11 protein-coding genes and 1 pseudogene are annotated in these 22,784 nt (G+C 74.9%); 9 read left to right on the forward strand and 3 right to left on the reverse strand.

Annotation, left to right across the window (positions count from 1 at the left end):
- Nucleotides 1–79 precede the first annotated feature (79 nt).
- The 6 genes and pseudogenes from AB0442_RS08625 to AB0442_RS08650 all read left to right on the forward strand — a co-directional run bounded on the left by AB0442_RS08625 (nucleotide 80) and on the right by AB0442_RS08650 (nucleotide 16,952).
- The gene (locus AB0442_RS08625; protein ID WP_366161631.1) at nucleotides 80–679 is read left to right on the forward strand and encodes a hypothetical protein; all 600 of its coding nucleotides are present in this window, start codon (nucleotides 80–82) and stop codon (nucleotides 677–679) included.
- Nucleotides 680–683: 4 nt separating this feature from the next.
- A complete protein-coding gene (locus tag AB0442_RS08630; protein WP_366161633.1) occupies nucleotides 684–13,646 on the forward strand; it encodes a hypothetical protein in 12,963 nt (4,320 codons plus the stop codon).
- A 129-nt stretch (nucleotides 13,647–13,775) separates the two neighbouring features.
- Complete coding sequence (locus AB0442_RS08635; protein WP_366161635.1) at nucleotides 13,776–14,831, forward strand: NAD-dependent epimerase/dehydratase family protein; 1,056 nt, start codon at nucleotides 13,776–13,778, stop codon at nucleotides 14,829–14,831.
- A 100-nt stretch (nucleotides 14,832–14,931) separates the two neighbouring features.
- Nucleotides 14,932–15,609 (forward strand): annotated as a pseudogene (locus tag AB0442_RS08640) (glycosyltransferase family 2 protein); the annotation flags it as partial.
- Nucleotides 15,583–16,272 (forward strand): DUF2064 domain-containing protein, encoded by a 690-nt coding sequence (locus AB0442_RS08645; protein ID WP_366161668.1) that lies wholly within the window; start codon nucleotides 15,583–15,585, stop codon nucleotides 16,270–16,272. The pseudogene AB0442_RS08640 and the gene AB0442_RS08645, both read left to right, overlap by 27 nt.
- Nucleotides 16,269–16,952: a class I SAM-dependent methyltransferase gene (locus tag AB0442_RS08650; RefSeq protein WP_366161636.1), complete on the forward strand. Its 684-nt coding sequence runs from the start codon at nucleotides 16,269–16,271 to the stop codon at nucleotides 16,950–16,952. Before AB0442_RS08645 ends, AB0442_RS08650 begins: the two co-directional genes overlap by 4 nt.
- Nucleotides 16,953–17,026: 74 nt before the next feature.
- Here the strand turns inward: AB0442_RS08650 and AB0442_RS08655 are convergent, their stop codons facing one another.
- Complete coding sequence (locus AB0442_RS08655) at nucleotides 17,027–18,421, reverse strand: glycosyltransferase 87 family protein (RefSeq protein ID WP_366161638.1); 1,395 nt, start codon at nucleotides 18,419–18,421, stop codon at nucleotides 17,027–17,029.
- Nucleotides 18,422–18,601: 180 nt separating this feature from the next.
- On the opposite strand from AB0442_RS08655, the gene AB0442_RS08660 reads away from it, so the two are divergent.
- The gene (locus AB0442_RS08660; RefSeq protein WP_366161669.1) at nucleotides 18,602–19,711 is read left to right on the forward strand and encodes a molybdopterin-dependent oxidoreductase; all 1,110 of its coding nucleotides are present in this window, start codon (nucleotides 18,602–18,604) and stop codon (nucleotides 19,709–19,711) included.
- A complete protein-coding gene (locus AB0442_RS08665; RefSeq protein WP_366161640.1) occupies nucleotides 19,711–20,166 on the forward strand; it encodes a hypothetical protein in 456 nt (151 codons plus the stop codon). Before AB0442_RS08660 ends, AB0442_RS08665 begins: the two co-directional genes overlap by 1 nt.
- On the opposite strand, the gene AB0442_RS08670 is transcribed toward AB0442_RS08665, so the two are convergent.
- Together AB0442_RS08670 and AB0442_RS08675 are read right to left on the reverse strand one after the other, a co-directional pair.
- Nucleotides 20,111–20,986: an S-methyl-5'-thioadenosine phosphorylase gene (locus AB0442_RS08670; RefSeq protein WP_366161642.1), complete on the reverse strand. Its 876-nt coding sequence runs from the start codon at nucleotides 20,984–20,986 to the stop codon at nucleotides 20,111–20,113. The two genes, AB0442_RS08665 and AB0442_RS08670, sit on opposite strands and share 56 nt — an antisense overlap.
- Nucleotides 20,987–21,121: 135 nt before the next feature.
- Nucleotides 21,122–21,973: a methyltransferase domain-containing protein gene (locus tag AB0442_RS08675; protein ID WP_366161670.1), complete on the reverse strand. Its 852-nt coding sequence runs from the start codon at nucleotides 21,971–21,973 to the stop codon at nucleotides 21,122–21,124.
- 59 nt (nucleotides 21,974–22,032) lie between these two features.
- Between AB0442_RS08675 and AB0442_RS08680 the strand changes: the two genes are divergently transcribed.
- On the forward strand, nucleotides 22,033–22,740 hold the full coding sequence (locus AB0442_RS08680) for a PadR family transcriptional regulator (protein WP_366161644.1): 708 nt from the start codon (nucleotides 22,033–22,035) through the stop codon (nucleotides 22,738–22,740).
- Nucleotides 22,741–22,784: the final 44 nt, after the last annotated feature.

Raw genomic sequence — 22,784 nt, forward strand, 5'->3', positions numbered from 1 at the left:
GCGTCTGCAGCCCATGGAGCGCGGCGTCCCCTTGGCCGAACCCACCGCTCCCCTCCAACCCATGGAGCGCGGCGTCCCGATGGCAGAACACACTGCCCGGCTGCGGCCCGACGCGGTGGAGGCGTCCCCGACGCAGACCACCGCGCTCGCCACGACGGCCCGGACCGCCCCCGACGCCCAGGTGAAGCGACTCGCGCCGACCACCGCCGCCGCGGCGCAGTCCGGCGGATCCGCCGGCAGCGGCTTCGAGGTGAATCCGGAGCAGTACCGCGCCGCGGTCAGCCCGGTGCTCGCGGCGGCCGACCAGCTCACCCAACTCGTCACCGGGCTCTCGGCGTTCCTCGACCACACCCAGTCGACGGCCCCGTGGGGCAACGACGAGTCCGGCAAGAAGTTCGCGGAGGGCGAGAAGGGCTACCTGCGGTACAGCACCGACACGCTCAAGGGTCTCAAGGGCATGCCGGAGGCCGTCCGTTACGTCGCGGACGGCCTCAAGGCCATGGCCGAGAACTACCGGGCGACCGAGGAGGGCACCACCTCGGTCTTCCAGGGCGGCGGAACCGACGGCGTGTCCGTCCCCCAGACCGGTTCGTACAGCGCGCCCGTCAACGTCACCTCTCCGGGCGCCACCCTGCGCGACATCGCACAGGCCCACCCGTCCACCACCCGAAGGGCCTGATCCGATGGCGGTCGAACTCCCCGAGCCCCTGCAGTGGGTGCTCCTCCTGCTGGCGGGCACCCGCTGGCCGGAGGCCGACGAGGACATGCTCCGCGACATGGCGGAGCGCTGGCGCGACGGCGCCAAGACCCTGGAGGACGCCGGACGCTCCGCCGACTCCGCGGTGAAGCGCGCGCTCGACGGCCAGCGCGGCGCGGCCGCCGACGCCCTGGGCAAGCACTGGTCGCAGTTCACCACCGGCAAGGGCACCGAGGCGGAGCCGGGGTACTTCCCCGGTCTCGTCCAGGCCTGCAACGGCATGGGCGACATGCTGGAGGCGATGGCCAACTCCGCGGAGACCGCGAAGATCCAGATCGTGGCCCAACTCGGCATCCTGGCCTTCGAGATCGCCACCGCGGAGGCGGAGGCGCCGTTCACCGCGGGTGCCTCGCTGGCCGAGATCCCGGTGTTCGTCGGCATCAGCCGCACCGCCGTCCAGCAGATCCTGAAGCAACTGCTGAAGGAGACGCTGCAGTTCGCGGCGAAGCAGGCCGCGCAGATGGCCGCGATCAACCTGCTGGCCCAGGGCATCGAGGTGATGGAGGGCCACCGCAAGAGCGTCGACATGAAGGAGCTCGGCCAGAACGCCCTCGGCGGTGCCGTCGCCGGTGCCAGCGGCCACCTGATCGGCAAGGGCCTCAGTGCCGGCGGGTCGAAGCTCGGCCTCAGCAGCGTCATGGAGACCACCGCGGGCCGGATGGCCCACGGCGCAGCCGTCGGCGTCGGTGCGGACGTCTCCACCCAGCTCATCACGACCGGTCACGTCGAGGGCGGCAGCCTGCTCGGCTCCGGTCTGAGCGGCGGTGCCTCGGTCGGCCTGCACCGCGGCGCGGCCGCCGTGAAGGGCCACTTCAACGGCCCGCCGAAGATCCCCACCCCGCACGCCGGCCCCGAGGGCGCCGGCGGCGCCACCCCCGGAGCGGGCAGCGGGTCGGGCGGCGCACCGGTCTTCTCCAAGTCGGACTCCGGCTCGTCGAGCTACCGCGGACCGTCCGCCGAGGGCCTGTCCGGCGGCTCGCACGAGGCACCGGCCTCGACCGGCTCGACCGGTTCCGCCGGCTCGGCGGGCAGCTCCGTCGGCGGTCACTCCGCCACCGGCCTGACCGGGGGCTCCAACGGATCCACCGGCTCGTCCGGTTCGGCCGGCACGGGCAGTTCGGCGGCTACGGCGCACGGCGGTGGCGAGGGCGGCACGAGCCGTCCCGAGAGCGCTCCCGCGCCGGCCTCCGGCACCCGGGGCCTGGTCCCGTTCGGTTCCGACCGCCCCGCGCCCGTCGCCGAGCACGCCCCGGCGAACGAGACCGCCGCGACCGGGCAGCCGACCCCGCACACGGCCGACCGTCCCGCACCCCCCGCCGCGCACACCCCTGCGCCCGAGACCGCTGCCGCCCCGGCCGCCGCCCGTGGCGACTCCGCCGAGCCTGCGCCGCGTCCCGCGGAACCCGTGCACCAGGTCTCCGAGAGCGCGCCGCGCGCCCCCGAGACCACTCCCCGGGGCACCGAGCACGCGCCGGTCGCGCACGAGCAGGCCCCCGGGCAGATCCACGAGCAGGCACCGCCGCAGGCCCGTCAGGACGTCCAGCCGTCGCCGCACGCGACCACGGGCGAGACCCGCACGGTGCCGGCCGACCCGGCCCCGGCGCACGAGTCCCGGCCCGCCGCCGCGGATCACGCCGGTGACCGGGCGCCGGTCGCCGACCGGCCGACGACGGCCCCGGTCCACGAGGCCCCGGCGCCGAGCCGCGAGACCTCCGTGCCCGTGCACGAGGCCCCGGCGCACACGCAGCAGACCGCTGCCCCCGTGCACGAGACCCCGGCGCACACGCAACAGACCGCTGCCCCCGTGCACGAGACGCCCGTCCCGACCCGCGACACCTCCGTGCCCGTGCACGAGACGTCTGCGCACGTGCCCCCCGTGCACGAGACACCGGTGCACACGCAGCAGCCGACCGGGCCCGTCCACGACACGCCTACGCCCGTCCACGAGACGCCCACCCCCGCGCAGCAGGCCCCGGCCCACGTCCAGCCGGGCACCGGCCCCGTCCACAACTCGGCACCGCCCGTCCACGAGACCCCCGCCCCCGTCCACGAGGGTGCCGCGGAGCGTCCGGCGGCGGCCGTGCCGCACACGGCAGCTCCGGCCTCGGCCCCGGCGCAGGGCCATGTCGCGGGGGGTGGCGGCGAGCACCGTGCCCCGGCCCCCGAGTCGGAAGCCCCGGCACCGGCGTCCAGCCGGCTGGACGGCACCGGCCCGCTCGGCGGTGCCGCGCACCTGGGCGCGCCCGGTGGCGACACGCACCTCAACGGCGGTACCCGGATCTCGGGCGGTCAGACCCAGGGCAGGCCTGCGCCGGAGACCGTGCCGGGGAACGTCGTTCCCGACAATGCCGGGTCCACCGTCCAGCAGCCGGCGGGCACGCCGCCCGTATCGGGCGGGTTCATGCCCGGTCCGGTGCCGGGCGGCGGCTCCGCCCACACGGCGGGCGGCGGCGCCCGTACGCCCTCGCCCCACGCCACGACCGGTCCGGTGTCGCAGCGCCCGGTGGAGCCGACCCCGCAGCCCGGAGGCGGCACCGTCCGGCCGGGCACGGGCCGGACGTCCGACACCCACGTGCCGCCCCCGCCCCCGCCGCCGCAGCACCAGGCGGGCGGGACTCCGCGGACCCTCGGCGACCCGAGCGGGTCCTCGTCGTCCGCGCCCCGCACCGGTCGGACCGGCGACGAGCACCTCCCGCCGCCCCCGCCGCCGTCGGGGAACTCCCGCCTCCGTCCGATCGACGAGGCTCCGACCCGGGACGAGCTGGCGCAGCTGCACCAGCACCCGGCCGGTCCGTCGCTGATCCACCCGCCCAAGGCGGATCCGGCGGCGCTGGCCCGGTACAAGAGCGACAACAAGTTCAACTTCAAGCTGACCGGCGAACTGCGGACGGCGGCGAACACCCTGCTGCACGGCTCGTGGGGACGGCACGAATCGGGTGTCCAGACGCCGAACGGCCGGCCGGACGTCAAGGTCAGCCCGTACTCGCAGTCGTTCAAGACGCACCTCGACCCGCTGACCCTCAAGGCCCTGCACTCAGATGCCGCCGGCGCGATCACGGAGCCGCTGCGCAACGAGCTCGGCCCGGACGCCATGGTCTACCAGGGCAACCAGGTGCTGGAGGCGGCGGGCAACCTGGACTTCCGTACGCAGGAGCACTTCCAGCAGCAGGAGATCCGCCGGAACGTGCTGGAGCGCCTGGCCCGCCAGGACTCGCAGCAGACCTGGCACCCGGTCGGCGAGCAGCGGGTGAACGACCACCTGGACGGCTCGACGTCCGCGATGGACGGCGTGAACCGGCTGCTGGGCGGGCACGACGGCCACCCCGGCTTCGACGGCATCGTGCTGGGCGAGAAGCACAGCGCGTCGCCGAGCTGGCGCTTCCTCAGCGAGAACATGCAGGGTCTGAAGGCCGCGGGCGTCGACCGGATCTACGTCGAGTCGCTCCGCGACGACGCCTTCCAGCAGCACCTGAGCGATTTCCAGCGCCCCGGCGGCACCATGTCGCCGAACCTGGAGAAGATGCTCCGCACGTACGACCGCAACCTGACCTCCCCGCCCGGCCACGGCCTGTACGAGACCGTGGTGCGCGCGAAGGAGGAGGGCGTGACGATCCACGCGGTGGACGGCTACCCGGCGCGGCGGCCGCACGACCTCGGACGGCAGGCGCTGGAGGAGCGCGCGCGGCTGCTCAACTCCTACATGAACCATGCCATCACGGAAGGCGGCGGGACCGGCAAGTACGTGCTGGTCACCGGCAAGGCGCACGTCCATGAGCACGCGAACAGCAACGGCCACCGGATCCCCGGTGTGGCCGAGATGCTGGGCGCCCCGTCGGTGCGGCTGACCGACGGGGGTTCGCCGAACCCGAACGGGGCACCGCACGACGCGACCGCCAGCACCGACTCCGGGAACATGCGCCTCGGTTACCTCCCCCGGGAGTCGACCGGGCAGGACCCGGCGGACACGGCCCAGCAGCACGGCAACGGCGCCCCGCCCGCGCCCCCGGCCCCGCCGGTGCCGCACCAGGGCGGGGACGGCTCCTCGCAGCAGGCCCACGGCCTCGGTACCGACAACACACCCGCGCCCCCGGCCCCGCCGGTGTCGCACCAGGGCGGGGACGGCTCGTCCCCGTCGACCCGGAGCCTCGGCGGCGACACCACCCCGCCGGCCCCGCCCGCCCCGCCGACCCAGCAGCACACGGCCGGATCCGCGCAGTCCGGCCACCGGACCCCGCCCGCGACGACGCCGAACACGGCGCCGGCCCCCGGCCACAACGCCCCGGCGACCGGTGGCCACAACGCGCCGCCGACGGCCGGCCACACCAACGCGCCCGCCACCGGTCAGCACAACGCACCGTCGACCAGCGCCCACGACCAGTTCCTCGACCGGCAGAAGCAGGCGCGCGACGCCGAACTGCAGGCGCTGTCCGGCAGGTCCCCGGTGCGCGACGCGGTCGGCCAGCTCGGTCGGGAGCAGCGGGCGGTGGCGACGCCGCCGCCCGGCGCCGACCGGCTGCGTCAGGACCTGCCGTCCATGTCGCCGCAGGAGCGGACCCGGGAGCTGGCCGGCCTGACCCCGGAGAACCGGCGCTGGCTTGCACGCGACCCGCAGACGGTGGACGCGCTGAAGAACGCGCTGCCGCCGAAGGAGTTCGCGAAGACCGCGGCGGAGCTGATGGTGCACGTGGACCCGCGCGCGGAGCGCGCGCCCTCGGCACGGCAGGAGGCGCAGCAGCAGATCGCCCGGATGCTCCAGGACCCGGAGACCGCCGCGCGGCTGCTGAAGAACGGCGCCGACGTCGTGGTGGTCCCGAAGGACGTGCGGATGCCGGACGTCCCGGAGCTGAACAACCTGCGCGGGGTGCACAACAACTCCTCGGCGGGCGCCGGCCGCGGCTACGACGACATGCGCGGCTCGGGCGGACGGCACTCGGCGGTCACCGAGGAGAACCTGCTCGGCGAGCACACCCCGATCGGGCACGGCGGGCACTACGAGGACGGGTACTCCACCACCACGCACGAGTTCACCCACACCGTGCACCGGTACGGCCTGGACGCGCACGACCAGAAGCTGATCACCGACACCTTCAACCAGAAGCACGGCGACCCGAACGCCGCCTGGCCGGACGGTCCGCGCCACGACACCAGCGGGAAGCCGGTCGACAACTACTCCTCGCGCGACGAACAGGAGTACTTCGCACAGGTCACCAATGCGTACCTGGGCACCAACCACGGCACCGACCCGTACACCGGCCAGCCGCGCAACAACGGCGCGGACTGGGTGCGGCAGAACGAGCCGGCCATGCTGCCGCTGCTGGAGAAGCTGTACGGCAAGGACCCGGGGGCGGTGCACGGCGGGCCGGCCAACCCGGTGCACGCCACCACGGCCGAGAACCACATGTACGAGGGCTTCCAGGACTTCATGGACCGGGTCGACGGCGACGGGAGCAACCCCCCGGCCCACCAGCCGCCGACCGCAACGCAGCCGGTCCCGCCGGCCCCGTCGGCGGGCAACCCCGGTCAGCACGGCGGGAGTTCCTCGCACCTGCCCCCGCCGCCGCCGAAGGCGCCGGGCTTCGGCAGCAAGCCCGCGGCCGGCGACGGGTACTCGCACAAGATCGACGGCGAGAAGACCTTCGAGGCGATCAAGGACTTCCTGCCGGACTCCTCGGAGTTCGACAAGGTCAAGGACAACCTGAAGAAGTACGAGCGGTCCGCGCTGATCGACGGCGACACCGACGCGATCCTGCACTCGTACCAGCAGCAGAAGCAGCTGCACGTGGACGTGCTGCGCCGCAGCGTCCCCGAGTCGCTCGACGCGGTGAACCACCGGCTGGACGAGATCGCCCGCCAGACACCGGACCGCCAGGCCGAACTGGCGGGCGAGAAGCACAACCTGGAGACCGCGAAGGCGAACCTCGAGGGGCAGCGGGACCGGCTCGCCGTCTACGAGCACGAGCTGGCCAGGCTCACGGGCGAACCCAAGCCCGGAACGCCCGAGTTGAAGGCGCTGCAGGACGCCCGCCAGCAGGCGGAGCCGCGCATCGCCAAGGACGCCATGGAGCGGATCGAGGAGCAGCGCAAGGCCGTCGCCGACCTCCGGCAGGAGGCCGACCAGCGGCTCAAGGACGCCGAGACCGCCTACCAGAACGAGACCAACAAGCGGACCGCCACCGGATCCACCAAGGAGACCGCGGCGGAGGCGGCCGCGAAGACCACCCGGAACGTCTTCGCGAGCCGGGTCGAGGACCTCAAGGTCCGCGACGAGGAGCTCGCGCAGGACCTCCGGGCGCGCAAGGACGCCCTCGCCGGGAACTACGGGCCGACGCCGCCCAAGCCGAAGAAGGGGGCCGAGCACGAGCTGACCGACGGTGCCTACCGCGCCGCGTTCGGCTACTCGGACCACGGGGTGATGGCGGGCGAGCCGCACGCCGAGAAGACCGTCCGCCGGATGGTGGACGGCGACGTCAAGCTCGGTGCCGCGGTGGTCAACCGCAACCACGTGGTGGCGGACTACATGGTGCACAAGTACGTGACGGCCGCCGTGTTCAAGGCGAGGTCGTTCGGCGACGAGCAGCACCGGGTGGAGGCGTCGAAGGCCTTCTCCGACTTCGCCGACACCATGGCGCCCGACCAGCACCGGGTCTACGACAAGGACGGGAAGCGGGCCGCCAAGCGGCTCGACGCCAAGGGCGGCCTGGAGCACGCCGCGCTGACCTGGCGCGACCTCGGCTACACCGCCAAGGACGTCGACCTGCGCGCCGCCTACGGCAACGACAGGCTCGCGCCGGCCTTCAGCCCGGCGAAGACGGACGATCCGGCGAGCGCGGGCGCGGCCAAGCAGGAGCTGCAGAACCAGCTGAACCGGTCCGGCCTGGACGGCCCGGTAAAGGCGGAGTTCGACCGGTACGCGGCCACCGTGGCGAAGTTCTCCGACGATCCCTCACCGCAGAACCTGGCGGAGATGAAGGACGCCCTCGCGGTCGTCCACACCAAGGTCCGCGAGCAGGCCGTCGAGGACCTCGCCCTGGTGCACGGCGTCACCGGGCCACGCCACCTCGACGACACGGTCGCGGCGGCGCGCCAGGCGGCCGCCGAGCCGCCCGGCGGCCCGGGCGGCTCGCCGGCGCACGAGCGGCTCGCCGACCGGCTCGACGACCTGGCGGGCGCGTACGACCGCCTCGGCCAGGACCGCCAGGACCTGAAGGGCCTGGCGCACGACCTGCGCAACGACCCCAACGCGGTGCGGCCCGAGCAGCTGGAGGCGTTCGCCGACAGGCTGCCGAACGAGCGCGAGCAGCTGCGCCGGGACGAGGTGCAGCACCGTCTCGACGAGGCGGGGGAGACCCTCAAGCCCGGCGGCACCCCGGCCGCGATCAAGTCGGCCGCCGCGAAGCTGCTGACCAGGGCCGACGCCGACATCAGGACGGTGGGCGAGCAGTACGGAGGCGCCTTCCCCCGGGCGGGCGCGGGGGAGAACCACCCCGCCGGCCTGTTCGACCGGGCCGTGCAGGCCAAGGTCGAGGACGTGCCGAAGCTGATCGAGGAGATCACCGCGGGGCTGTCCAACAGCGCCTCCAACCTGCGCTTCGGCGACGAGCTGACCAACAAGTGGATCCAGAACTTCCTCGACCCGCACGTGATCCGGGACCAGGACGTGCTGACCGCCGTGGCCAAGGGCGACCTGCCGCCCGAGGCGCTCTACTCGCCGCACACCCTGGACCTGCTGCGCGGCCTGCGCACGCTGGAGGACACCGGTCTGGCCCCGCGCGAGCTGCGCGACCTGATGGCCCCGAAGACCGAGGCCGACATGGTCGACCTCCACCAGCCGGGCCAGAAGCCGAGCGCCAGCGCGGTCAACATCGCCGACGAGCACGGCATGCTGAACCACGCGGGCGGCAGGACCCCGGTCTCCTCGTCCGGCGACTTCACCCGCCAGCCCGGGCAGTCCGCGAACCCGGTGGTCGGCTCCGAGGCGCTGCACGACCCGGCCCGCGACGCCCGGCCGGGCGCCGAGGGCCACGAGATCGGGACCACTCCGCCCCCCGCCACGCCCCGGCCCCCGGCGAGCCAGGACACCGACGTGGTGATGGCCACCCAGGACCACGGCACGCCCACCGCGTCGCAGGACCACGACACACCGATGCCCTCGCAGAGCCACGACGTGCCGATGCTGTCGCAGAGCCAGGACCACCCGATGGCCTCGCAGCAGACCGTCCGGCCGGAGAAGCGCCGGGTCGACCCGGACGACGACATGCTGATGCCCGACGCGCCGCCGTCCAAGCGCCGCGAGACGGACGCGGTGCCGACGCCGCCGCCCCCGCCGCCGGTCGCGCACCCCGCCGGGGGCGGCCACCAGAGCACCGGCACCCGGGGCTTCGGCACGCTGCCCTCGCCTCCGCCGCCGACCGGAAGCCACACCCAGGCCACCGGAAGCCACACCCCGGCCGCCGGGTCCGGGACCCCGCACCAGCCGGCGGCCGCACACGACGGCGCGCCGGAGCACCACGGCCAGCAGCACGAGGGGCCGCAGCACGAGGCCGACCCGCATCAGCACCACGAGGACGCCGACCAGCAGCCGCACGACGACCAGCAGGTGCCGCCCGTGGAGCCGCTGCTCCCGCCGGTCGGCACCCCCGAGTACGGGATCATGCACGACCCGGGGAGCTTCCTGCGGGACACCCCGCTCGGGGTGGACTTCGGCTCCGGGCTGAGGCTCCGCACCGAGGGGCTGCAGCAGCACCAGGTCAACTCCTTCCTCGCCAAGTTCGAGGGCAGTGACCGGCACTGGTTCGCGCTCGTGCGCGACCCCGCCCGCAGCACACCCGACAAGGACGCCTTCGTGCTGACCCCGGCGTGGGAGAAGTACGCCCAGCACAGCGAGGAGTTCCGGCCCCCGGCCGGCGTCCGGCTGCCCGATCCGATGCCCGACCACCACTACGTCACCGCGCTGTACGCCCCGTACAAGTCCGGGACGGCGGGCGGCGACCACACCATCGGGCACGTCGAGGTGCCGTTGCACCCGGACCCGGCGCGGCCGGGCGACGGGCTGGTCTTCACCGGCGGCATGAACGGCTGCGCGTTCGTCGCCACCGACGTGAACCCGCACACCGACACCTTCCAGCTGTGGCACTTCCAGTCGTACTCGGCGAAGAACAACCTGATCGGCGGCGCCGACTTCCGGGCCGGGAAGACCGTCACCGACTGGTTCGGCCCCGACGAGTACCGCTCGCCGCACCCGTTCACCTTCGAGGTCACCAACGTCCTGCACCACGGTCCCGACGGCTGGCACGTCACCAGCCAGGAGTCGGTGCAGGAGCACGGCAACCCGCACATCGGCAAGCAGACCACCCGCCCGTTCAGGCTCGACCCGCCCAGCGAGGCGGACCGGGTGCAGATGACGGTCGGCCCGTACCACATCAACGCCAAGGAGCAGGTGGAGCGGTTCGACGACCTGGCGAACAAGCTGCAGAGCAAGCTCCCGTCGGCCACCGACCCGAAGTTCCTCACGGTCCGCAACGAACTGCTCGGGCAGCTCCGCGACCTGCGGGGCCGGCTGGTCGCCCAGGCCGACGCCGTCGGCGCCCTCACGCAGCCCGGCACCACCATGCAGCAGGTCCACGACGGCGCGACCGCACTGCACCAGCAGGCCGCCGCCGACCGGCAGCACGCCCAGGGCGAGTCGATGCTCTTCACCGCCCGGATGAGCGCGCTGGGCCACGCCAACCCGCGCTTCCACGAACTGGAGGCGCTGCAGCGGCAGCTGTTCGACGAGTTCGCACCGCAGGACGACCGGTCCTGGCTGTCCGTCATGTCCCGTGACAGCGCCGGCCAGCTGCAGAGGTTGGCCGAGGAACAGCACCAGCACGACCCCGCGCCGGGCTTCGGCTCGCTGCCCTCGGCCCGGCCGCCGGACGCCACCCACGGCACCGGTGCGTCCGAGCACCGGCAGTCCCGTGCCATGGACGTCGACGAGCCCGCCCCGGCCGTCCCGCACCGGCGGGACGCGGACGGCGACACCGTGATGCAGGAACGCTCCGAGTCGAACAGCCGCAAGCGCGGACGGGACGAGGACGACCGGCCCGTCGCCGAACGGGAGGCGAAGCGGCAGCGGACACCGTCGTACGAGAACAGCGACGCGGTGATGCACGACCGCGGCTACCAGGCCGTCGGCACCCGGCACCCGTTGACGCAGGACCTGATGGGCTACCTCGGCGGCGAGCCGAAGGTGCATCCGCCGATGAGCTCCTCGCTGCTCGGGAAGGTGAACCCGCATGCCGCGCCGGTCCACCCGGGTGAGGGCTTCCGGCCCGGCAACGACCTGAACGCCTGCCTGGAGAACGTGGAGGCCTACCGGGACACCCACTTCGGCCGTCCCCGGGTCTCCGGGCAGACGCTGCACGGGAACGTGGAGCCGATTCCGGGCAACACGCTGTGGAAGCGGCACGACGGTCCGGCGCTGTTCGGCGAGGGCGACGCCGCGGTCCGCAAGCTGATGGAGAAGGTGCAGGCCGGCGGGCCGGGCAGCTTCGCCACCGTGCTCGGCGCGGGCAAGGAGGGCGCGGGACACGCGGTCGCGCTGGTCCACGACCGCGACGGGCAGCTGCGGTGGGCCGACCTGACGGACCGCAAGGTGACTCCCGCGACCGGAGGGATGCCGGAGAACTTCCGCTCCGACTGGACGGTGTGGGCGTCGGTCGCCGACCCGCACGAGAACAACATCTCGGGCCCGCACGACCCGAACTTCATGGACACCTACTCGAACTTCACCCGGCCCCCGGCCGAGCACACCCCGGAGCCGATGGACGTGGACGCCTTCGGCACCGTGCCGCCGTCCGAGACGGCGGGGCGGTCCACCGGGGACGCGCCTCCGCCGCCGCCCCCGCCGCCCGCCTTCCGCACCGGCCCGGTGGCGCGCAGCGGTCACCTCCCGCCGCCGCCCCCGCCGTCGTCCGTCGACCACACGGCGACCGGCCACACGGCGGACCAGCACACCCCGATGGACGTCGACTCGCCGGCGCCGGCCGCCACACCCCCGCGCAGGACGCTGGCGGTCGCCGTGCAGACCGTGGTCGTCGGCACCGACCACGCCTCGCCGCACGGGCGGGACGTCTACCTCAGCGAGGTACTGCCCTCCAACGACCGGCCGATGACGCGGTTCGGCACCGACCAGCGCTCGCACACCGTGCCGTGGGCGCTGACCCGGCGGGCGGCGAGCGGTCTCGCCGGGCGTTCCGCGGAGTCGGTGTGGGCCGAACTCACACATGACATCACGGAGTTCAAGAAGTTCCCGCCGGAGCCCAAGGGCGCCGCGGAGAAGGACTACCCGGCGGTCAAGGCACGCTGGGACGACATCGTCGCGCGGCTCGACGAGCTGCCCGCGGATCCGTCGCGCCGGCAGTCGCTCCAGGAGTGGCACCGCGACCTCGGCGACCTGGTGTCCGGCTACATCGAGCTCTCCCAGATCACGTCGTTCGCCTCGTTCGCGGACGGCCGGGCGGTCGGGCACGGCGAGGCGGGGATGCTGGACCGCCTCGGCGCCTTCCAGCGGGGTGAGGGCCCGGCGCCCCGCACCGACGAGGTCGTGGGCACCCTGCTGGACATCAAGCAGACCGCCTCGCTCTCCGAGAAGGACGTCGAAACGGCCAAGGAGCACCTGATCCGCAGCCTCCACCGGGCGTACCCGGAGTACATGACGCCCGCCAACCGCGCCGACATCGAGAGCCAGCTCGGTCTTCAGCCGGTGACGGTGCAGCCGCCCGGGCAACTGCCGGGCGGTACGACCGGCTTCTCCCGCTACGAGCTCAGGGCAGAGCTGGTCGCGGACATCGGCGCCCACCCGGGCGACCCGTCGCGGATCGGGCGGATCGTGCTCAGCGAGCAGTCCCGCCCTGACACCCAGTTCGGCAGCAACCAGTACTCGCACGCCGCCTCCTGGTCGCTGATGCGGGAGTCGCTGCTCTCCTTCGAGGGCAGGCCGCGCCAGGAGCTGGAGAGCTGGCTCGGCAACCGGTTCGACGAGATGCAGGACCACGTCGAGGGGCCGATGTCGCGGGCGGTCGACCACGCCCGCCAGGAGCTGGCCAAGCTGGACACGTACCCGCAGCACGAACGGGAGAGCAGGGTCGGCGACCTCGTCCGGATCTTCGTCAGCGCACACCAGAGCCTGCCGCACACCACCTTCGTGGACCAGCTCCAGCTCGGCAGTGCCACCTCCAGCGGCGAGCTCGACTTCTCGCTGCGCGGCGGGGCCCGGCACGACGAACTGGTGGCGAGCCACTTCGACGGCGCGGCGCCGTTCAACAGCAGCGACGACGGGCTCGTCCGCTCCTACCGGAGCTGGCAGACCATGGCGGAGACCCTGGGCCCGGTCGGACCGCAGACCGTCGACCTGGTGGCCGGACGGACCTTCACGGACAAGAACCTGGCCCAGCTGCGCGCCTCGGCCGCGCAGAACCCGGTGAACCAGGAGGTCGGACAGCGCTACCTCCAGGGCGTGCTGGCGTGGGACCGCGCGGTCACCACGGCATTCCCGAACGACGGCGGCAACGCGGTGACCTCGACCTGGCAGGCCCACCGTCACGAGTTCACCATGGACCGGTTCGGCCGCCCGGCCGACCCCGTCGTCCACCGGCAGGTGCAGGCCTGGTTCGACCAGCTGAACAGCTCCCGGCGGCCGGGCGACGCCGAGACCGCGATCCACGGCCTGACGGAGTACTACCGGGCCCGGAGCGCGGGCGGCCGCCGCGGCACCGAACGGGCGGCCCTGGTGGCGGCGATGGAGCTGGTGTCACCGCCCGCCCGGGTCGCCGGCGGCAAGCGCCCGGGCGACGACACCGGCGACCTCGCCACACGGTTCAGGAGGATGAATCCCGACGACGACAGCTGACCGCGCCTGCGGGCGGCGGCACCCCGCCGCCCGTAGGCGCACGCCGGGACGGCCCGGTCGGCTTACCGAAGGATGACGTGCTGTCCGGCACCGCTCCGGCGGCCGGTCCGGCCGGTAGCGTCGCCGGACATGAGGATCCTCGTCACCGGCGGTGCCGGTTTCATCGGTTCGGCGGTCGTGCGTTCGGCCGTGGCGGCGGGCCACGAGGTCAGGGTGCTGGACGCCCTGCTGGAGGCGGTCCATCCACCGGGCGCCGTCCCCGACCTGCCGGCGGGCGTGGACCTCCGGCACGGGGACGTGCGCGACGCGCCCACCGTGGAGCGGGCCCTGGCCGGGGTGGACGCGGTCTGCCACCAGGCGGCGATGGTCGGTCTCGGCCTCGACCTGCGCGACGCACCGGACTACGTGGGCTGCAACGACCTCGGCACGGCCGTCCTGCTGTCCGCCATGGCCGGCGCCGGGGTACGGAAGCTGGTGCTGGCCGGCTCCATGGTGGTGTACGGCGAGGGCCGCTACGCCTGCCCGGTGCACGGGGACGTCGCCCCCGGCCCGCGGCGTCCGGCCGACCTCGACGGCGGACGGTTCGAACCGCCGTGTCCGGTGTGCGGCGAGACCCTGCGGCCGGGTTCGGTGACGGAGGACGCCCCGACGGACCCGCGCAACGTGTACGCCGCGACCAAACTCGCCCAGGAGCACCTCGCCTCGGCGTGGTCCCGCGCCTGCGGCGGACGGGTCATCACCCTCCGTTACCACAACGTCTACGGGCCGGGGATGCCGCGCGACACGCCCTACGCCGGGGTGGCCTCGCTGTTCCGCTCGGCGCTGGCCCGGGGCGAGGCGCCACGGGTGTTCGAGGACGGGGGCCAGCGCCGCGACTTCGTCCACGTCGGGGACGTCGCGGCCGCCAACCTCGCCGCCCTGTCCGCCATCGGCGCCCGCCCCGAGGGCGGCTCCCGCGCGTACAACGTCGGCAGCGGCGAGGTGCGAACGGTCGGCGAGATGGCGCAGGCGCTGTCGGCCGCCTGCGGCGGCCCCGCCCCGGTGGTGACGGGCCAGTACCGTCTGGGTGACGTCCGGCACATCACCGCGGACTCCTCGCGGATCCGCCGGGAACTCGACTGGCGGCCCGAAGTCCCCTTCGGGGCGGGCATGGTGGAGTTCGCCGCCGCCCCGCAGCGGGTGTGAGCACCACGGGCGGGCGCGGCCGCACCCCCGGGACGGCGTCGCACTTCCGTAAGGCGTGGAGTACACCGCCGGCCCGCCCGCCGCGGTTAGCGTGACCGGTGTGACCCCTCCCCCTGCGTCCCCGACGGACGTCGACGTCATCCTCCCCTGCCTCGACGAGGCGGCCGCCCTGCCCTGGGTGCTCGGCCGGATCCCGGCCGGCTGGCGGGCGATCGTCGTCGACAACGGCTCCCACGACGGCTCCGCGGAACTGGCCCGCTCGCTCGGCGCGACGGTCGTGAGCGAGCCCCGGCGCGGCTTCGGCGCCGCCTGCCACGCCGGGCTGCTGAGCGCCACCGCCGACCTGGTCTGCTTCATGGACTGCGACGGCTCCCTCGACCCCGCCCAACTCCCCCGGGTCACCGGCCCGGTGCTGGCGGGCGAGGCGGACCTCGTCCTGGGCCGCCGCCGACCGTCCTCCCCACGGGCCTGGCCGGCGCACGCCCGCCTGGCCAACGCCGTACTGGCCGGCCGTCTGCGGGCCCGCACCGGCGCCCGGCTGCACGACCTCGGCCCGATGCGGGCCGCCCGCCGGGAACGGCTGCTCGCCCTCGGCCTCGGCGACCGGCGCTCGGGCTACCCGCTGGAGATGGTGCTCACCGCCGCGGCGGCCGGCATGCGGATCACCGAGACGCCGGTGGACTACCTGCCCCGGGCGGGCCGGTCCAAGGTCACCGGCACCGTCCGCGGCACCGTCCGCGCCGTGCACGACATGCGGGCGGTCCTGGCCGCACCCCCGCCGACCCTGCTGGTCATCGCCAAGGCCCCCGTCCCGGGCCGGGTCAAGACCCGGCTCACACCGCCCTGGACGCCCGAACAGGCCGCCGCGCTGGCAGGGGCAGCCCTCGCCGACACCCTGCACACCCTCTCCGCCGTCCCGGCGGGCCGCCGGCTGGTCGTGCTCGACGGCCCCCCGGGCGACTGGCTGCCGCCCGGCTGGGAGGTGGTACCGCAGTGCGACGGAGGGTTGGACGCCCGCCTCGCGGACGCCTTCGCGCACGCCGAACGGCTGGCCCCCGACGCACCCGCACTGCTCGTCGGCATGGACACCCCGCACCTGCGGGCCGAAACCCTGTCCGCACCGCTGTCCGCCGTCGCACGCACCGGCGTCGACGCGTGGTACGGGCCGGCCACCGACGGCGGCTTCTGGGCGCTCGGCCTCGCCCACCCCACCGGGCGACTCGCCCGACAGCTGCTGCTCGGCGTCCCGATGTCGACCGGCGGAACGGGCCGCGCCCTGCTCGAACGGCTGACCACCGCCGGCCTGACGGTCCGGCACCTGCCGCCCATGACCGACGTGGACACCCACCGGGACGTCCGCACGGCCGCCGCCGAGGCACCGGACGGCCGGTTCGCCGCCTGCCTGCGCTCACTCGCCCCGGCACAAGAGGCGACCGGATGACCGCCCACGCCGTCCCCTGGGTGGACGACCCGTTCAGCCACGCCGTCCGGACCGGACGCGGCCCCCTGTGGCTGCGCCGCCCGGAGGGCAGCCGCATCACACTGGACATCGAACGTTGGTGCGGACCCGCCGCCGGGGCCGACCACGACCTCCTGGCGCGCTGCACCCGGCTCTCCGCACCGGTCCTGGACGTCGGCTGCGGCCCGGGCCGGCTCGTCGCCGCCCTCCTCGGCCTCGGCGTGCCCGCCCTCGGCGTCGACATCACCTCCGCCGCCGTCGCCCGGACCCGCCGCATCGGCGGCCTCGCGCTCCGCCGCTCGCTCTTCGACCGGCTGCCCGGCGAGGGCCGTTGGGGCGGAGTCCTGCTCGCCGACGGCAACCTGGGCATCGGCGGCGACCCCGACGCCGTGCTCCGCCGCAGCGCCGAACTCCTCGCCCCCGGCGCCGCCCTGCTGGTCGAGGTCGAAGCCGAGGAGGTCGACGAACGGACGACCGTCCGGGTCGAGGGCCCCGACGGCCGGCTGGGACCGCCGTTCACCTGGGCGCGGCTCGGCACGGCCGCGACCGTCCGCCGGGCGCACCGCGCCGGACTGGTCGAAACGGAACGCTGGACCTCGCACGGACGCCGGTTCCTCGCCCTGCACCGGGCACCGGACGGCGGACGGCCCTGCGGAAACTGAGCCGGCGCAGCCGGACGGCCCCCTTCGACCGCGCCGTGACGGCCGGTCGGACAGGCGGCCGTCCGGGGGGCGCCTCACCTGCGGTCCGGCACCCGAGTCACCCCGGTCTGCGGCCCGTCGACCGCCCTCCGCACCACGGCCTGCGCCACGGCCCGCCGACGCAGCCGGCGCCACCACGCCACCCCGAGCACGCACGCCAGCGCCGCACCGTACGCGACCTGCTGGACCGCCCCGCCGCCGGCCAGGTAGAGCACCTGTCCGGCCGCCGGCACCGCGAGCCACTCCCGGCGGCCGTCCAGCGCCACCAGCGCGACCACCAGCAGCCCGTACCAGGGGTAGGCCGGCGCGACGACCAGCAGGGCCGTCCCGGTCACCACCAGGGCGCCGCGCCACGGACGCCGGGGGTCGCCGCGCCGCAACACCCACAGCACCACCCCCACCAGGACCGCGCCCGCCGCCCAGGGCGCCCAGCCGTCCGGCACCACCAGGCGCAGCAGCCCGAACCGGCCGAGGTGCTCCTGCCCGTACCCCTCCTCCTGCAGGTACCCCGGCAGGTACCCAAGGACCGCCGCCCCGGAGCGGGCCGCGTACGGCAGGTACGCCAGCACGAACACCCCGGCAACGGCACCCGCCAGGACGAGGTGCCTCCTCACCGGACGCCCGGACAGCAGGCCGGACAGCGCACCCGGCAGGGCCAGCGCCGGCAGCAGCTTGGCGGCGACCGCCGCGCCGGTCAGCACCCCGCCGCCCACCGGACGCCCGCGGGCGACCCGGCCCAGCCCCGCGACCAGCAGCAGGGCACCGAGCGTGTCGACGTGCGCGTCGTTCACCGCCCACACCGTGATCCCGGGACACCACCCCCACACCGCGGCCCGGCGACTCCCCCGCCCCGAGAGCAGCAGCACACCGGTCGTGGCGACCGCCAGCAACGCCCCCGCCCCCTGCACCCCGCGCACCCCGCCGCCGAACGGGTGCACGGCGAGGAACCACGCCTCGGCGACCGGCGGGTAGATCGTGTGCACGGCCGGCCGGTTGATCCTGGTGCAGTCCCCGGCCGCCGTCCGCCGCTCGTCCCAGCCCCGGCAGCCGTCCCCGGTGGGGAACAGACCGCCGTCCCGCAACCCCGCGAGCACCGGATCGTCCGGCGCGAACGCGTACGGCGAGATCCCCGCCGCCTGCACCCGCCCGTCCCACACGTACCGGTACGCGTCGTCGCTGGTGCGTGGCGGGGCCAGCAGTCCGACCGCCGCGACGAGGATGCTCCCCGCCAGCACCAGCGGCGCCGCCCGACGGGCCGGTACCCGCCGCAGCATCACCAGGGCGAGCGCGAACAGCGCGGCGTCGAGCGCGTACCAGCCGTACAGCGCCGTCCGCTCGCCCAGCGTCCCGCCGACGGTCACGGTCAGGGCCAGGGCCGCCACCAGGGCGGCGAGGGCGAACACACAGGGCAGTCGGGTCCGGGTCGTCACGGGCCCACCCTGCCAGCCGGCACCCGCACGCCGGCCGCGCGGCGCAGCCGCCGTTCGGATTCCGTAAGCACGTGGCACCTCCTTCCGGACGCCCCGGAGCGCTTCGATGGACGAGTGGAATCCAAGCCCCCCGGCGTCCCCCGCCGATTCGACCCCGCCCTGCCGTCGCCGCCCGCGTCCCTGCGCCGCGGCCCCTTCCGACCCGGTGCGTTCCGCTCCCCCCTTCACGAGCCGCGGACCACGGTCGTCCTCGGCCGCTGGCTCGGCGCCGCACTGCTGCTCTGCTTCCTGACCGGGCTCGCCAGCCACCTGCTCCAGGACCCGCCGGCCTGGCTGTCCGGCGCGCTGCCGGCCCGCCCGGCGAACGGCTACCGCGTCACCCAGGGCCTGCACGTGATCAGCGGCATCGCGGCGATCCCCCTCGTCGGGGCGAAGCTCTGGACGGTCTACCCGCGGCTCTTCGAGTGGCCGCCGGCGCGCAGCGTCCTCCACGCACTGGAACGGCTGGGCATCGCCGTGCTGGTCGCCGCCGTGCTGCTGGAGCTGTTCACCGGGCTCCTCAACACGCTGCAGTGGTACCCGTGGCCGTTCCCCTTCCGGCAGACCCACTTCTGGCTCGGCTGGCTGGCGACCGGGGGCCTGCTGGTCCACCTCGCCGTCAAGGCCCCGCTGATCGCGCGGAACTGGCGCCGACCCGGCGTCCCGCTGCCCGGCCGCCGCGCCTTCCTGACCTCGGTGACCGCCGCCACCGGGCTGGTCACCCTCACCACGGCCGGCCAGAGCGTGCCCTGGCTGCGGCACCTCGACCTGCTGGCGCCGCGCCGCCCCGACATCGGCAGCCAGGGCCTGCCGGTCAACCGCACCGCGGCCCAGGCCGGCACCCTCGCCGTACCCGCCGACTGGCAGTTGGAGGTCGTCGGCCCACACCCCTACCGGCTCACCCTCGCCGAACTCGGCCGGCTCCCCCAGCACGAGGCCCTACTGCCGATCTCCTGCGTGGAGGGCTGGAGCGCGAGCGCACACTGGGGCGGCGTCCGGATCACCGAGCTGCTCGCCCGGGCCGGCGCGCCCGCCGGCTCCGCCGTCCGCGTCACCTCCCTGGAGGCCGACGGCCCCTACCGGGTCATGGAGATGCCGCCGCAGTACGCCGAAGACCCGCTCACGTTGCTGGCGCTGCGCGTCAACGGCGCCACCCTGAACCCGGACCACGGCTTCCCCGCACGGATCGTCGCACCGAACCGGCCGGGCGTGCTGCAGACCAAGTGGGTCACCCGGATCGAGGTGCTCTGATGGCCTCCCCGCTCCGCGCCACTCTTCTCACCGCAGGCCTGGCGATGATCGGCTTCGGCACGTACGGGCTGCTGAACGACGCCTACGTCACGGCGCCGGCGGACGTCCTGGTGTGGGCGTTCGGCGCCCTGCTGCTGCACGACGGCCTGTGGGTGCCGCTGCTCTGCCTCGCCGGCGCGTACCTGGCCCGCGGTCCGGTGCTGCGCGGCTGGCTGACCGTCACGGCCGCGGTCACGGCGGTCGGCCTGCCCGCCGTGCTGCGCGCCGGGGACGACCACGGCAACCCCTCGCTGCTGCCGCTGCCCTACCTGCGCAACTGGCTGCTGGTGCTGGCCGCCACCGCCCTGGTCGCCCTGGCCGTCGGGCTGGTGCGGCGGTGGCGGCACGGGACCGGCCCGGTCAGGCGCCCGGCAGCCCGGGAGGAGCGCCCGGCACCCCCGGAAGACCGGTCGTGAGGCCGTCGAGCGCGTGGGCGCAGGGGCACTCGCGCTCGACCGGCAGCAGTTCCACCGCCTTGAAGAGCACCGTGCGCAGCCGCTCCACGTTCCGTGCGAACTCCGCGAGCACCTCGGTGTGGGTGACGCCCGCACCGCTCTCCACACCCGCGTCCAGGTCGGTCACCAGCGCGATCGAGGTGTAGCAGAGCCCGAGTTCACGGGCGAGGACCGCCTCCGGGTGGCCGGTCATGCCCACCACCGACCAGCCGTTGGCGGAGAACCAGCGGGACTCGGCCCGGGTGGAGAAGCGCGGGCCCTCGATCACCACCATGGTTCCCCCGTCCACCGCCTCCCAGGCCGCACCGGCCGCGGCCGCCAGGGCGGAGCCGCGCCCGTGCGGGCAGTACGGGTCCGCCGCCGACACGTGCACCACCTCCGGCACCGAGCCGTCCGGCAGCGGCTGCCCGTCGTAGTACGTCTGCACCCGGCCGGAGGTGCGGTCCACGAACTGGTCCGGCACCACCAGCGTCCCGGGGCCCAGTTCGGGCCGCAGACCGCCGACCGCGCACGGCCCGAGCACCTGCCGCACGCCGAGCGAGTGCAGGGCCCACAGGTTCGCCCGGTAGTCGATCCGGTGCGGCGGCAGCCGGTGCCCCCGACCGTGCCGCGGCAGGAAGGCGACCCGCCGGCCCGCCACCTCCCCCACCGACAGCACGTCGCTCGGCTCGCCGTAGGGCGTGGCCACCCGCACCTCGGTCACGTCCGCCAGCAGCTCGTAGAGTCCGGAGCCGCCGATCACACCGATCTCGGCCGTGGGCCGTTCCTGAATGTCCGTCACGCGATTCGTCCTTCCCGGTCGACGTGCCGCCACTGTAGGAGCGGGAACCCCGCAGGGCGGCCGTGCAGGGCCTTACGGTTCGCGAACGTCACCCCCCGACCCGGCGCGCAGCCGGCCCCGGACGGCCGCCCGGCCTCAGGCGCGGGCCGCGGTGATCAGCCAGGTGGCAGAGGGGTACAGCACGCCGTCGGCCGTCTCGTGGGCGCGCAGGGTCGTCCGCAGGTCGTCCAGGGCACGTGCGCGGCGCGCCCCGTCGAGGTCCGCCAGCATCCAGCCGAGCAGCCCGCTGACGAACCGGTGGGCGTCCTCGGCGTCGGCCCCGAAGCGCATCGGTGCGGTGAGCGGCTCGACGTGCGGCTCGGTGAACCCGGCGCCGGTGAGCAGGCCGCGCACCCGGTCGGGGTCGGACAGCGAGAACGGCCCGGGGCCGCCGGGAGGCGGTGCCGGCAGGTCCCGGCCCGCCGCCATCGCCGTCGTCAGGGCGAGGAACCACGCGTTCAGCGGCCGCGGCTGCCAGACCAGTTGCACGAACCGGCCGCCCGGCCGCACCGCGCGGGCGATGTTGCGGAACGCGGCCGCGTGGTCGGCGAAGAACATCGTGCCGGTGCGGCTGACGGCGAGGTCGAACTCCCCGGCCGGGAACGGGTGGATCTGGGCGTCCGCCTGCTCGAACCCGACATGACCGAGGCCCTGCTCCGCCGCGCGGCCGCGCGCCACCCGCAGCATGGCCGCGGACAGGTCCACGCCGAGCACCCGGCCCGTCGCCGCCCGGCGCGCGACTTCACAGGTGATCTCGCCGGCGCCGCACCCGACGTCGAGCACCCGGTCGGCCGGGCGGACCGCCGCGGCCTCCAGCAGGGGTGCCCGGTAGCCGCGCAGCGAGCGGTCGAAGCGGTCGGCGTGCTCGGCCCAGTAGGTGCCTTCGTCGCCGTCCCAGGCCCGGGCCTGCTCGGCGTTCGACGGGTCGACCTGCAGCGTCCCGGTCATCTCGACCACCGCCCTATACTCCCAATGGGACGATTCCGGTCTAACCCCGAGGGGTCGCGATGTCAAGGGAACCCGCGCTCACCACGACCTCCTACGCCGTCCTCGGCCTGCTGTCGGTGCGCCCGTGGAGCACGTACGAGCTCGCGCGCCAGATGGACCGCGGTCTGGGCCGGATCTGGCCCAGGGCGGCGAGCAAGATCTACGAGGAGCCGAAGAAGCTGGTCCGCCACGGCCTGGCCAGGGCCGAGCAGGGTTCCGTGGGCCGGCGGCCGCGCACCGTCTACGCCATCACGCCCGAGGGCCGCGACGCGCTGGCCGGGTGGCTCGGCGAGCCCGGCGCCGGCCCCGTCCTGGAGGCGGAACAGCTCCTGAAGGTCTTCTTCGCCGAGTCGGGAAGCACCGCCGACACCGCGGCCACCCTGCGCGCGGCCCGGGAGTGGGCCGTCGAGCGGAACCGGGAGAACCTGGCCGCCGCCCGCGCCTACGCCGCCGGCGACGGCCCCTTCCCCGCGCGGGCCGCGCAGACGCTGCTGGTCGGACGCTTCCTCACGGACTACTACCGGCTGGTCGCCGACTGGGCCGAGTGGGCCGCCGCGGTCGTCGACCGGTGGCCCGACGACCCGCGCGACGCGGCCGCGGACCCGGACGAGCTGGCGGAGACGGCCCGGCGGGCCGCCTGGAGTGCACCCGAGGGCGGCCCGGCCGCCGCGCCGACCGGGCCGACCGGGCCGGTGCGGGGCCGGCTCCCGGAGGACTTCCGCCCGTAGTCCCGGGAGACGGCGGCACGGGCTCCGCCGCTGGGTCGCGGAGC

It is taken from the genome of Kitasatospora sp. NPDC085895, assembly GCF_040702125.1.
Taxonomy (GTDB): domain Bacteria; phylum Actinomycetota; class Actinomycetes; order Streptomycetales; family Streptomycetaceae; genus Kitasatospora; species Kitasatospora arboriphila.

Coding starts and splice junctions, on each gene's coding strand:
- AB0442_RS08625 (WP_366161631.1), top strand. CDS start 80: ATGGCAGAACACACTGCCCGGCTGCGGCCCGACGCGGTGGAGGCGTCC.
- AB0442_RS08630 (WP_366161633.1), top strand. CDS start 684: ATGGCGGTCGAACTCCCCGAGCCCCTGCAGTGGGTGCTCCTCCTGCTG.
- AB0442_RS08635 (WP_366161635.1), top strand. CDS start 13,776: ATGAGGATCCTCGTCACCGGCGGTGCCGGTTTCATCGGTTCGGCGGTC.
- AB0442_RS08645 (WP_366161668.1), top strand. CDS start 15,583: ATGCGGGCGGTCCTGGCCGCACCCCCGCCGACCCTGCTGGTCATCGCC.
- AB0442_RS08650 (WP_366161636.1), top strand. CDS start 16,269: ATGACCGCCCACGCCGTCCCCTGGGTGGACGACCCGTTCAGCCACGCC.
- AB0442_RS08665 (WP_366161640.1), top strand. CDS start 19,711: ATGGCCTCCCCGCTCCGCGCCACTCTTCTCACCGCAGGCCTGGCGATG.
- AB0442_RS08675 (WP_366161670.1), bottom strand. CDS start 21,973: ATGACCGGGACGCTGCAGGTCGACCCGTCGAACGCCGAGCAGGCCCGG.
- AB0442_RS08680 (WP_366161644.1), top strand. CDS start 22,033: ATGTCAAGGGAACCCGCGCTCACCACGACCTCCTACGCCGTCCTCGGC.